The organism is Opitutia bacterium (assembly GCA_016217545.1).
Taxonomy (GTDB): domain Bacteria; phylum Verrucomicrobiota; class Verrucomicrobiia; order Opitutales; family Opitutaceae; genus Didemnitutus.
The window spans coordinates 659,556-672,537 of record JACRHT010000017.1; the positions used below are offsets into that span (position 1 = coordinate 659,556).

6 protein-coding genes are annotated in these 12,982 nt (G+C 65.3%); all 6 read left to right on the forward strand.

Translation table 11 applies throughout. The annotated features are described in order from the left end of the window. Positions 1 to 72 precede the first annotated feature (72 nt). Genes HZA32_18765 through HZA32_18790 form a run of 6 tightly spaced genes read left to right on the forward strand, consistent with a single transcriptional unit; the run spans position 73 to position 12,981 of the window. A complete protein-coding gene (locus tag HZA32_18765; protein MBI5426120.1) occupies positions 73 to 3,060 on the forward strand; it encodes a glycosyltransferase in 2,988 nt (995 codons plus the stop codon). 33 nt (positions 3,061 to 3,093) lie between these two features. Beyond that, on the forward strand, positions 3,094 to 6,714 hold the full coding sequence (locus HZA32_18770) for a hypothetical protein (GenBank protein MBI5426121.1): 3,621 nt from the start codon (positions 3,094 to 3,096) through the stop codon (positions 6,712 to 6,714). A gap of 21 nt (positions 6,715 to 6,735) precedes the next feature. After that, complete coding sequence (locus HZA32_18775) at positions 6,736 to 7,668, forward strand: glycosyltransferase family 2 protein (GenBank protein ID MBI5426122.1); 933 nt, start codon at positions 6,736 to 6,738, stop codon at positions 7,666 to 7,668. 16 nt (positions 7,669 to 7,684) lie between these two features. Continuing rightward, complete coding sequence (locus HZA32_18780; GenBank protein MBI5426123.1) at positions 7,685 to 9,772, forward strand: hypothetical protein; 2,088 nt, start codon at positions 7,685 to 7,687, stop codon at positions 9,770 to 9,772. 49 nt (positions 9,773 to 9,821) lie between these two features. Beyond that, positions 9,822 to 10,565, forward strand: coding sequence for a class I SAM-dependent methyltransferase (locus HZA32_18785; GenBank protein ID MBI5426124.1), 744 nt, complete (start codon positions 9,822 to 9,824; stop codon positions 10,563 to 10,565). 13 nt (positions 10,566 to 10,578) lie between these two features. Next, positions 10,579 to 12,981 (forward strand): hypothetical protein, encoded by a 2,403-nt coding sequence (locus tag HZA32_18790; GenBank protein ID MBI5426125.1) that lies wholly within the window; start codon positions 10,579 to 10,581, stop codon positions 12,979 to 12,981. The last annotated feature ends 1 nt before the right edge of the window (position 12,982 follow it).

Below are 12,982 nucleotides of genomic sequence, written 5' to 3' on the forward strand. Positions count from 1 at the left end.
TGGGCGCCCCTGCGAATCCAAATCAGGCTCGCCTCCCCCGAGCGCGGCCCTTTTTCTGTTCCGCTTCACTGCGTGGAATCACCGCTCAAGAACATCCTCTACGTCCGACCCGATACATTCGGCGATTTGGTGATTTTCGCCTCGGCGCTCGACCAACTCATGACGGCTTGGCCGCAGGCGCGTCACACGCTCCTCGTCCGGCCGGGCTACGACACGCTCGCGCCCCTGTTCCCTGACACGGTGCGCTGGCAGGCGGCGGCGATCAACCCCTTCAAGGACGCACCCGACGCCGCGCGCGCAGAGCTGGAAAAACTCTTCGCCGCGCTCACAGACAGCCCGCCCGACCTCATCGTCGCGGCGACGCTGAACCGCACCTGGCTCGAGGTCGCGCTTGCCGCGCGCTTCCCGCAGGCACGACGCGTCGCGCTCGGCGCGGGCGAGATTGATCCGCTCTTCGCCAACGCCGCGCAAATCGCCTTCGGCGTCACCACGCGCGAGGTGTTTCCCGAGACCATCGCCGTCGACGAGCGCGCGCAGGAATGGGAGAACAATTTCCGCCTCGTCGACCACCTCCTCGGCCGCGCCGCGCCGCGCACCGTGCCAACGCTCCATGTGCCGCCGGCCGCGCAGCAAGCCGCCGCCGCGGTGCTCGCGCAACACGGCCTGCAGCCGAAACGTTGGGCTGCGGTCTTCGCCGCGGGCTTGGCCAACGTCGCGATCAAGGCCTGGCCCGCGGACCGCTTCGCCGCCGTCGTCCGCCACCTCCAGCAGGAGGAAAAGCTGCCCGTGCTGCTGCTCGGCCACACCAGCGAACGCGCCGCGCTCGAAGCCGTGGCCGCCGCGTGCGAGCAAGCCGGCGCCGCGCGTCCCGGGCTGTGGCTCGGTCGTGACGGCGAGATGCCTTTGCTGGCCGCCGTGCTGCAGAGCGCGCGCCTGTATTTCGGCCACGACACCGGCCCGATGCACCTCGCCGCCGCCGTCGGCACACCCGTCGCCGCGGTGTTTGGCGGCGGACACTGGCCGCGTTTCCGTCCCGCGGGGCGGCAGGTGATTTCGCTCGTGCAACCGCTGCCGTGCTTCGGGTGCAACTGGGATTGCCACTTCGGCGACGCGCCGTGCGTGAAGTTCGTCTCCGCCACCGACGCCATCGCCGCCGTGCGCCAGCTCCTCGCCGCGGGCGAACAGCCGCTCGACGTCATTCTCGAATCAAAGTCCGTCTCCGCCGACGCGTTGCGGCTCATCGCCGCCGTCACGCCGCGCTACCGCGAGTTACAGGGCGACCGGCTCGACCGTCAGCACAAGATCGAAGAACTCACCCACCTCGGCCGCGAGAAGGACGTCGAGATCGACGACCTGAAGCGCGCCGCCGAGGAGCGCAAGGTCGAGATGGAGTCGATCAAGGCCGAGCTCGAAGCCGAGTGCGCGCAAAAGGACACCGAGATCGGCGACCTCAAGAGCGAGGCCAACACCAAGGACACCGAGATCGCCTCGCTCAAGCACGAGGCCGACGTGAAGGACGGCGAGATCGCCTCGCTCAAGTCGGAAACCAACACCAAGGACACCGAGATCGCCTCGCTCAAATCCGAGGCGAACACCAAGGATTCCGAGATCGAGCAGCTGAAGGCGACATGCAACGAGCGCGAGGCGCTCATCTTCAAGCTCACGGACATCGTGAAGGACTTCCAGCGGCAGGTCGCCGAGCATGTCGAGGCGCACCACAAGAAGGACGCGACGATCTCGGCACGCGACGCCTCGCTGGCCGCGCTCACCACCGAGCGCGACTTGCTCACGGCCGAGCTGGCCAAGGTGCAGGCGCATTTCGCCGCGCTGCCGCTCGATGCCACGTATTACGGGCAGGCGCTGCACGACAAGGACGTCCACATCCGCAACCTCGAACTCATGCTCAAGGAAGCGCGCGCGACCGCGGACAACTACGCCGCCGGCTATGGCGAGCTCGAGCAGACGAAACGCTTCGGCCGCTGGCTGCATGAAAAGGAAGTGGTCCTCCAGCAGCTCAAGCGCGCGTGCGACGAGCGCGAAGCGCTCATCCAGCAAATCGCCGCGCACAACGCCGGCCTCAGCCGCGCGCAGAAGACGTGGGTGGCGACCCGCGCGTTCTTCCAGCAGAAGGTCACGCGTCCGCTCGAGGCGTGGGCGTTTCGCTCGCTCGTGGAGGAGAAGGAAGTCCAGCTCGGCGTCCTTCGCCAATACGAGCCGAGACCGATCGTCTGGGACAAGGGCCTGAGGCGCAAACCGAGCGTGCCCGACGCGCACTTGCCGGAATTCGATATCGTCACGCCGTCCTACAACCAGGACCGATTCCTCGAGAGCACGATGATCAGCGTGCTCAACCAAGGCTACCCGAAGCTCCGCTACCATGTGCAGGACGGCGGCTCAAGGGACGGCAGCGTGGAAATCCTGAAGCGTTACACCGATCGGCTGACAAGCTGGGAGTCGGTCAAGGACCGCGGCCAGTCGGACGCCATCCGCCGCGGTTTCGCGCGCCTGCCCGGCCGGCCGGACGACATCATGGCGTGGCTGAACTCCGACGACTTGATCGCGCCGCGGGCGCTCCGCTACGTCGGCGAGTATTTCGCGCGCCACCCGGACGTCGACGTGATTTACGGCCACCGCATCGTGATCGACGACTTCGATCAGGAAATTGGCCGCTGGTTCCTGCCGAAGCACGACCCGCACGTGCTGGACTGGATCGACTACGTGCCGCAGGAGACGATGTTCTTCCGCCGGCGCGCGTGGGAAGCCATCGGCGGGCTCGACCCGTCGTTCCAATTCGCACTCGATTGGGATCTGATCGCGCGCATGCAACAGGCGAAGGCGAGGATCGTGCGCGTGCCGTATTTCCTCGGTGCCTTCCGCGTGCATGTGGAACAGAAGACGAGCGCGGCAATCCACACGACGGGCCACGAGGAGATGACCCGCATCCGCACCCGGATCCATGGCCCGAATCCCGATCCGTCCCGCATCGAACATTTCGCCCGCAAAACACGGTTTGCCAGCGGTGTCACGGCGAAGCTTTTTAGCCTTGGTCTGCGAGTCTAGTTTGTTCTCCTAGGCCCTTTACGGTTTTACCAAATGCTGCCCTTCCTTCTGGTCCTTGCTCTGTTCGCGTTCTTCACCGTCGTCGGTCAGGCGGTGGTGAGCCTTTTCCGGCCCCGGCTCGGCATCCTCTGGAGCTGGTTCATCTCGCCGACCATCGGCCTCGCCACGCTCATCGTGACGATGACGCGCCTCAACATCTGGGGCATCCCGGTAAAAACCTTCGGACCGTGGCTCGCCGTCGGCCTCTTGGTGGCGTCGGCCGCGATCCTGTGGTGGCGCAAGCCGAAGTTTCCGTGGCGCCAGCTGGGCAAGTTTGTCGGCATCGCCACGCTGTTCGTGCTCTACGCGGGCTGGCCGATGTTCAAGTTCGGCTTCAACTGGATTTCCTACGGTAACGACGACATGGCCAACTACTGTCTGGCCGCCGACCGCTTCCTGCACCACGGCTACTACGACTTGCCGGAGCAGACCCAGCTCGAGGGCCGCGACTACACGCAGCACTACTGGTTCATGCACGGCCTGCAGCAAATCCGGCCGGGCTCGGAGCTGACGCTGGCGTTCGCGTCGTCCGTCACGGGCTTGAAGCCTCACCAGGTGTTCATGCCGGTGATCATGGTGTTCTCGATGCTCCAGATCTTCGCCATGGGCGCGATCGCGATCTGGCGCGGGCGCTACCGGAAGCTCACGCTGCTGGCGTTCCTGCTGTTCGCGACGAGCCCGCTGTTCGGCCTCGGCACGCTCTACCAGCTCATCGCCCAGGTGGGAGGCATTGCGATCCTGCTGACGGCGTGCGCGCTGCTGCTCACGACGCGCGAGAACAACTGGCGGCGCTTCGGCCTCGCCGGCATCGTCACGACCTGTCTCGGCATTTTCTACCCCGAAGTGGCGCCATTCGTGGCGATCTCGATCGTGCTCTACGCGCTCCACCTGCGCTACACGCGGCCGGAGGCGTTCAAGCCCTTTGCGCTGACGGTGCTCGGCGCGGCCGTGATCACCTTCGCGCTGCTCGGCACGAGCACTTACCAGTTCATCAACACGCTCGTCATGCAGTCGGTCGGTTCGGCCGGTCTCGGCGCGATGGCCGAGATCAACGACCAGTCGGGCGGCCTCGTGCTGTTCCCGTGGACACTGGTGCCGTCGTTCGTCCCGATGCTGTTCGGTCTGCACGCCTTCGGCGTCGTGGGCGTCGACCCGCTGATCTCGGTGCAGATCGCGATTGGTCTGCTCTTCCTCATCTACTTCCTCTGGGCCGCGATCAAGAACCTCCTCGGTCGCGAGCCCGTGGGCTACATCGCCGTGATCATGTCGGGCCTCGGGTTCTTCCTGTTTTTCAAGGGGCAGGACTTCGGTCTCTTCAAACTCGCGATGTTCGCGCAGCCGGTCGTCACGCTGCTGCTGGCCAAGGGCTTCATTCGTCTGCTCGAGCTGAACTGGCGCCGTGCCGCGCGGACGGCGCTGGTGATCTTCATGCTCTGCACCGTGCCGAGCCACGTCTACTACAGCTACGCCTCGCTCGGTAACTACGGCGGCGGCCTCTCCGAAGTCGTGGGTGCCTCTGAACTCGGCGTGGGCTTCACCCCGCCGAAAGATCTGAAGTTCGACGCCATCGAGTCGGACATCAGCAACGTCGTCAGCGCGAAGATGCTCGCGCAATACACCAAGGACATCGACACGCGATTCCTCAGCCGCAGCTACATGGACAACATCGCGAACATCGCGGTGCTGAACTTCCTGCGCACGCCCGATCCCGACCTCGGCCCGCAAGCCCGCCTCATCGAAAAACTCGCGCTGCTCCGCCCGTTCCTGCCCAGCGAAATCATGGAGGGCGAAGTCCCCGACTACCGGGTGATGACGATCAACAAGCTCGACAACAACTGGACCGAAAACAGCTCGCGCCACCTCAACTACGGCGACCGCCTCTTCGTCGCCATCCGCGCGCCGCTCGACCACTTCAACAAGTTCGCCCCCGGCGAGGGCTGGCACGAACACAACATGTATCAATACCAGCTCGAGAGCCAGGTGAAGAACCGCCTTGTCTTCATCCACTCGGAGCTCGGACCGCACTACTACTCCTCCGCCCGCTTCAAGGCCGCGTTCTTCCAGCGTGAGCGCGAACCCGTCACCGGCGGCTCCGTCTACTTCCACGGCACAGGCCGCTACAACCTTTTCCGTGTGGTTCGCCCGACCGAGAAAATCCGTCTGGTCGTCGATTTCACCCGCACCCCGCTCGGTGGCGATCGTTACAACCTGCCGAAGGGCGCCAAGGTAATCGGCAAGGAAGACTTCCCGCTCGGCTTCGTCGGCGCCGGCTCCGCCCGTATCGTCTCGCCGCTCCTCGAGCCCGAGTTCTTCGAGCAACAGGCCTACATCACGGTCGACTTCGCCGACAAGGCGCAGCCGATCATGAAGCGCAAGACCGGCCTGATGCAGCTCTGGGGCGAGAAGTTCAACCTCGACGACCGCCGTCTCGTCGGCTTCACGCGCGACATCTCGCTCATCACCGACGAGGAATACCAAAAACTCGTTCGCCCCGCGAAGATCGGTGAATTTCCCAAGGACCTCTCACGCTATCCCGGCCTCGAGTATTCCGGCCTGTTCGAAGACGGCTGGGTCGGCCCCGACTCGTTCTTCAAACTCGCCGGCTCGCACCCCGGCCAGGTCGTCTACTTCAAAGGCTACGTCCCCGACACGCCCGAGTATCGCACCCGCGGCCTCGACCTCACGATCAGCATCAACGACAAGCCGACTGAGATCGTGAACCTCCGCTCCGGCGAATTCACGCTCACGCGCCTCGTCCGCGAGCCGGCCGACGTCACCACGATCCGCCTGCAATTCTCCGGCTCCATGCCCTACGGCGAACGCGACACGCGCTATCTCTCCGCCTTCGTCCGCGAGCTATCCGTCGGCGATTTGCCCGACTTCTCGTCCTTCCGCGCCATCCGCAACCGCTCCGGCGAGGGCTTCAAGCTTCAGGGCGTCGACGACGACGGCTGGATCGGCCGCAGCGCCAAATTCGACGCGCCGCTCTTTAGCGATTTCAAGGTGCTGAAAATCGACTTCGAAATGCCGGGCTGGGCCAAGGTCGACGAAAACCGCCTCACGCTCGCGCTCGACGGCCAGCGCTACTCCGCCGACATCGTCCGCAAAGGCACCTACTTCAGCGCTTTCGTCCCGCTCCTCGGCGGCAAAGCGCACAGCGTGCAGCTCGACGCCGCCGCGGAGTTCGCCCTGCCCGACGGCAAGCGCCAGCGCTCGTTCCTGATCAAGAACATCTCGTTCGAGAACCTTAGCCGCACCGACCTCTTCGCCCGCGGCTGGCACCGCTCGGGCTATCTGTTCCAGCTCGCCCACGTCGATCAGGACGGTTGGGTTGAAAACCACGCCACGCTCACTCTTCCGGCAACCGACAAGGCCAAACACGCCTTCATCGAAGTCATCCGCTACCCGTCGCGCAGCGACTACGCGGTCAACGTCAGCGTCGACGGCGCCGTCACCGCGCGCACGCTCGGCCTCGATAAAACCGAGCGCATCGAAGTGCCGCTCTCGGCCACTACCGCACGCCACGTCGAACTCTCCTCGGATCGCGTCTACGAACTCTCGAAAGGCGACCGCCGCCAGCGCTCGTTCCGCATCGTGAATATCGACTTCGACTGATCGTTTCCGTAGAGCCCTCTCATGCTGCTCAGCCTCGTCGTCCCCGTTTACAAGGAAGAGAAGAACGTCCCGGAGTTCCTCCGGCGGCTGCGTCCCATCCTCTCGCGGATCACCGAGGACTACGAAATCATCTTCTCGCTCGACCCGTCTCCGGACCGCACGGAGGAAGTCGTCCTCGAAGAGCGCGCGAAGGATGAGCGCATCAAGCTCCTGAAGTTTTCCCGCCGCTTCGGCCAGCCGATGGCCACTCTCGCCGGACTCTCCTACTCACGCGGCCGCGCCGTCATCGTGATGGACGTCGATCTGCAAGACCCGCCTGAGCTCGTCGCGGAAATGATCGCCAAGTGGCGCGAAGGCTACGACGTCGTGCTGCCGCAGCGCCGCGAGCGCACGGGCGAGCCGTGGATCAAGAAGCTCGTCGCCTCCACCGGCTACAAGGTGATCAACAAGATCGCCGACGTGCGCATCCCGCCCAACACGGGCGATTTTCGCCTGATGTCGCGTCGCGTGGTCGAGGAAGTCGTTCGCTTGAAGGAGTCCCACGGCTTCCTGCGCGGCATGGTCGCGGTCGTCGGCTTCAAGCAGTGCCTGATTCCGTTCGACCGACCCGCGCGCTTCGCCGGCGAGACGAACTACAACCGCTTCCTCGGCTCGCTGCGCATCGGTTTCAACGGCATCTTCTGCTTCTCCACCTACGCGCTCACGCTGAGCACGATGGCGGGCTTCGTGATCGCCGGCGCGTCGTTCCTGATCGGACTGGCGTATCTGGCGATGAAGCTCGCGGGCTTCCCGTTCCCGCTCGGCAATCCGACGATCGTGATTCTCATTCTGTTCCTCGGCGGCATCCAGCTGATCAGCGTCGGCATCCTCGGCGAATACATCGGCCGCATCTACGAAGAAGTCCGCAGCCGTCCGAAGTTCATCGTCGACCGCGCCGAAGGGTTCAACTCCTGACCCTCCACCGGCGCCGATGCTCACCGGAATCTTTCTCGGCGCCGTCGCGTTAGCGATTCTTGCGGCGGTGCGCCCGCTCGTCCGTGTCGCGCAGTGGCGCTGGCAGGACGCCGCGCTAGCAGCGCTGCTGATTCCCATCGCGCTCTATTCGGTGCGCCCCTACGTCAGCGCGAGCGCGATCGGCGCCGGAGACAGCCACCACTACGCGCTCCAAGTGGCCGATTTCGTCGCACAGGAGCGCGCCGGCGTCCGGCCGATCCTCGTCGGCGGCAGCGACTATCAATTCAACGGCGGCGTGCATACGGTGCGCACCGCGCCCTATTTCACGCATCTCGCCGGCCTGATCGATCTAGCCACGTTTCGTCGCCTATCAGCCGTCCAGTTACAGAATCTGGTCGTCGCCGCGACCGCGATCCTCGCCGCACTCGCCGCCTACGCTGCCGCGCTGCATGCCTCCGGACGTCGGCGCGCCGTGGCGTGGCTGCTCGCGGCGATCTATGTGCTGTCGCCGGCCATCTACGGCCCGCTGACGTTGATGGATATGTTCGCCACCTACATGGCGGCACCTGCGCTTGTGCTCGGCTGGTTCGCATTACTGGCGATAGTCGAGCGCACGGATAACACGGGCGCACACGTCCTCGCCGCCGGTGCAGTTGGTTTCATTTGGTATGCGCATAGTCCCATCGCGGTGTGGTTCTCGCTACTGTGGGGATTCGCAATTGCCGCCGAGTGCGTGCGTCCGGGTCGACTGCGACAGACCTGGCGCGCGATCCTCCTCGGAGGACTCTTGTTCGCCGCAATGGCAGCCTACGTCTGGGTGTCCTTGGCGACATTGGACGTCGCGCCGACTCCCACCATCAATCCGCCTTTCGCCGAATTCAGCTGGTCGGTTTGGCGCGCCGTCATCGCCGAAGCGCTGCGGCCCTACGCGACTGGACAGCCCTTCGCGCTGCAATTCGGCCTGCCGCTGTGGCTGCTGCTCGCCGCGGGCGTTGCGATACTTGCGGTGCAGCGGCGAGCAGCGGCGGGGTTTGCGCTACCGATCGCACTCGTGCTGCTGCTGCTTTTCCCGTGGCCGCATCTCGCCGAATCGCTCTGGCGCGCGCTGCCGTCGCCGCTCGTGGCGCAGATGACTTGGCCTGGCCAGAGGTTTTACCCGCTGCTAGGTTCCGCGGCAGTCGTCTTGGGCGCGTTCAGCCTGCGCGATACGAAGGTCCGCTGGTTAACACATGCACTCCTTGCCGCCGCGGTTGGCTGGAGTGCTTGGCAGATTTCACTGCTGCACGCGCGACCGGGCGTGGCAGTGATAGCGCCGGCGGTGCATCGCCAGATGTTTTCGCCGAACAACCTCACGCTCAGCCGCTATTCTTATGCGTTTTTCGGACAGATACCACCCTACTTCACGAATGGCTGGACCGATCCGGAGTTTGAACTGCGCATCGTCGACGCCACGGGCCAAACCGTCGCGGACAACACCCAGGCTGCGCTCGTCGCGGCCGGCTCCGGCGAGTTTGCCTCCATCACCATCGAGAGCTTTATCACGCTCGAAGGCAGGCGCGACTATCTGATCGAGTTCGCCTTCTCGGCGCCCGATCTCACCGGCGAGGTCGTCGTCCAAGCGCCCGGCGTTCGCCGCGCCTTCACGCTCCCGTCGAACGGCGAGCCCCGCGCCTTCGGCGCCGGCCCCGCCGCCACCAAGGCCACGCCACTCCGCCTCACCGGTGCCGGCCCGCAGCAGGTCAACGTCTCCTCGATCCGGCCCGGCGTTTCCTACCGTGTGCTCCCGTTCGACCATGCCGCGTTGCCTATCCAGATGCTCGGCAACATGCCGCTCCATGCGCGCGTCCGCACACCGAAGGTGGGTTTCCTGGAGACGCCTCGCATGTGGATCGACGGCTATGCCGCCCGCGTGGACGGCCGCTTCGTCCCGGTGCAAAAATCCACCCACGGCCTCGTGCAGGTGCCGGTGCCGGCCGGCGAAGTCGACGTGGTGCTCACTTATCCCGGCCCGCTCGCCCTGCGTGCAGCTTGGTATCTCTCGCTGACCAGCCTGGCGGTATTGCCGTGGCTCCTGCTGCGGGCGGCGCGGCGCACCGGGCGGTAAAATTCCGTATTGGACTTCGCGCACGGGGCGCGCTTCATCGGAGGTTCGCATGTCGACCACCTCTCCCGCTACCAAGTGGCCCAAGGTCCTGCCGGCGCTCACGCCGGAACAGAAGGAACGCAGCGACGCGTTCATGAAGATGTGGCACGAAGAACTCGCCGGCCGCCCGCGCTACGGCTTGGTCGAGAAATTCAACCACACCTTCCCGGTCAAGCATTCGCCCGCGCAATTCAAGACGACGATCGAGATCGGCGCCGGACTCGGCGAACACCTCGAATACGAGAAGCTCACGCCCGAGCAGGAGCGGAATTACTACTGCAACGAATACCGTGAGAACATGGCGGCGGAGATCCGCCGGCGCTTCCCGAACGTGAAGACCGTCGTCGGCGATTGCCAGCAGCGCATGGATTTTCCCGACGGCTTCTTCGATCGCTACATCGCCGTCCACGTCCTCGAGCACCTGCCCAATCTCCCCGCCGCCGTCCGCGAGGCGTATCGCCTGCTCAACAAGCAGAACGGCCGCATGCTCATCGTCATCCCGACCGAGGGCAGTCCCGCTTACGGCCTCGCGCGCAAGATTTCGGCCGAACGCGTCTGGAAGCGCCACTTCACCGCGCCTTACTCGGAGTTCTACCAGCGCGAGCACATCAACCTAGTGCCCGAGATTGTTGCCGAGCTGGAACCCTATTTTACCATCGAGTCGCGCGCCTACTTCCCGCTCGGCGTGCCCCTGTGGTTCTGCAACCTCTGCATCGGCTACTCGCTCGTTCCCCGCGCCACGCCGCTGCGCTGACGTCCGGACGCGCATGACCGGTCGCCCGCCACTCTCCCCCCCCGCGACGGGCAGGCGACGCCGCGAGAGCATTCTGCTCTGGGCCGTTCTCGCGCTGATCGGATGGCTCTACTTTTCCGACGCACTCATCACCACGGGCGGCGCGTGGGACAGCGACATCCCCATCGGGCTCTACGGGCTGCAAACCGAGGCGTGGCACCGCGGGCAACTGCATTTTGTCCCCGAGCCCGATCCGCGCCTAGCGGAGCTGGCCAACCCCTACGCCGGCTATCAAGGCATTCCGCGCCTCCACGATGCGAGCTACCTGCACGGGAAATACTACATGTATTTCGGCGTGACACCCGTCGCGCTCCTGCAACTCCCCTGGCGCGGTGCCACAGGCCGCTACCTCGCCGATGCGCTCACGACGGCCATCTTCTCGTTTCTCGGCGTGGCGTTGGCCGCGATCTGGCTTAACGAAGTGCGCCGACGTCACTTTCCCGGCCTGAATTCTCTCTGGCCGCCGGTCTTCGTGCTAACGCTCGCACTCGGCTCGCCCCTGTTCGCGATCACCAGTTCGCCGACATTCTACACTGTGCCGATCAGCACCGCCTTCTTCTGCGGCATGCTGATGCTGAACCTCGCTTCGCGCGCAGCTTGGGCTGCGGATTGGCGCCACGGACGCTGGTATCTCGCCGGGGCAAGCCTGATGGCGGGTCTCGCCGTCGGCGCGCGGCCCGTCTACGTCCTTGCCGGGGCGACAATGCTCTTTCCTTTCGGACAGATGCTGCTCGCTGCGCCAGTCAGCGAACGCCGCGCTCGCATGCGTTCCCTCGCCGCGGCGCTTGTCGCTCCGATCGGCACTGTCGCTGCGCTGCTTGCGCTGCACAACTACCTGCGATTCGACAGCCCGTTCGAATTCGGCATGCGCTACGCCGTCACCGGCGCGGATATCACTGCGGTCGCGATCATGGGCACCAAATACTTCTTCACGAACTGCGAGATGTATTTCCTCCGGGCCCTGGATCTCACGCAGTTCTTCCCGTTCTATTTCAATGGCACGCGCCCCTACGGCGTCCTGCTCTATGTGCCTCTGGCCGGCCTCGGGCTCGCGCTGCCTGCACTGACCTTGACGAAACGCCATGACTTCGTGGCGTCCGCGCTGGCGGTGGCCACGCTCGGCTTGCTGAATTTCGCCGTGCTCGCGATGTTCCACTGGTCGGAGACCCGCTACATGGTGGACTTCACCCCGGCGTTGCTCCTGGCGGGCAGTCTCAGCGCCTTCGTGCTCATCGAGCGCGCGCGCGACTGGCGCGCCGGCCTTCGCTGGGTCACGTGTGCGACTCTGATTGCCGTCACGGCGTGGACGTTGCTCGCCGGACTCTTCATCGGCGTATCCGCCAAGTCTCCCCGACCGCTCTACCTCGCGCTCGAACGTGGCAGCAACACCGTGGCGGCCTTCGTGGAGCGCATCAGCGGTGTCCGCTATGGGCCCCTGCACGCCGAAGTGGAGTTCGCATCTCGCCCCGCCGGCGTGCGCGAGCCGCTCCTCTCCACCGGCGGGTTGAACTCGACGGGCGACATCATCTACGTCCGCTACGAATCGCCCACGCGCATCCGAGTCGGTTTCTTCCACCCCGGCGCCGGCGGCCCCGAGTCGCGCCCTGTGGAGATCGTGCCCGGCCGCCGCTACGCGCTCGCCATCGAACTCGGCTCCCTGCTTCCGGCACCGCAACACCCGTTTTGGCGGGGCGCCGATCCTACCACCGTCACCGAGACGCGCCGCATGCTCTCAGTCAGACTGGACGGACAAAAGCTGCTCGAAGCGCCCGTCGACACCTACCCGTCCACGTCGAACCGTGTTTTCGTCGGTTCGAACCCGATCGCCGGGGACGTCAGCGCCGCGAAGTTCAGCGGTCGCATTTCCGATGTTCGACGGGGCGCGATCACGCTGCGCCCGCCCGCGAACTGGCCGCAAACGGGCGCGGTGAGGCTGCGAATCACACTGCCACCGGAAGGCATCACGGCGCCCCAGCCGCTCGTCGCGACGGGACGCAGTGGATCCGGAGACCTGATTGTCCTCCGGTGCGTGGGTCCGCGCGAATGGCGCTTCGGCCACGACAGCTGGGGCGGCGGCCTCTGGGAATCCCCGAGCTTCACGGTCAGCGAAGCGGAGGAGCATGTCATCGAGATTCACATGCTCCCGATCACCCGTGGGCAGCCCGGGGGGACACATCAACTTTATGGCCCGCTTCTCATCCGTTTTGATGGACGGGCGGTCGCGCAGTTGGAGCGCCCGTTCAACCGCGCACGCGCGGACGAAGTCTATTTCGGCTACAACAGCATCGGCGCCAGCTCCGGCGTAGCCGCCTACTCCGGCAGCATCGTGAGCGCCGAGCCCATCCCAGCCACCACCACCATCGCCCCAAGCCCGTAGA

Coding starts and splice junctions, on each gene's coding strand:
- HZA32_18770 (MBI5426121.1), top strand. CDS start 3,094: ATGCTGCCCTTCCTTCTGGTCCTTGCTCTGTTCGCGTTCTTCACCGTC.
- HZA32_18775 (MBI5426122.1), top strand. CDS start 6,736: ATGCTGCTCAGCCTCGTCGTCCCCGTTTACAAGGAAGAGAAGAACGTC.
- HZA32_18780 (MBI5426123.1), top strand. CDS start 7,685: ATGCTCACCGGAATCTTTCTCGGCGCCGTCGCGTTAGCGATTCTTGCG.
- HZA32_18785 (MBI5426124.1), top strand. CDS start 9,822: ATGTCGACCACCTCTCCCGCTACCAAGTGGCCCAAGGTCCTGCCGGCG.
- HZA32_18790 (MBI5426125.1), top strand. CDS start 10,579: ATGACCGGTCGCCCGCCACTCTCCCCCCCCGCGACGGGCAGGCGACGC.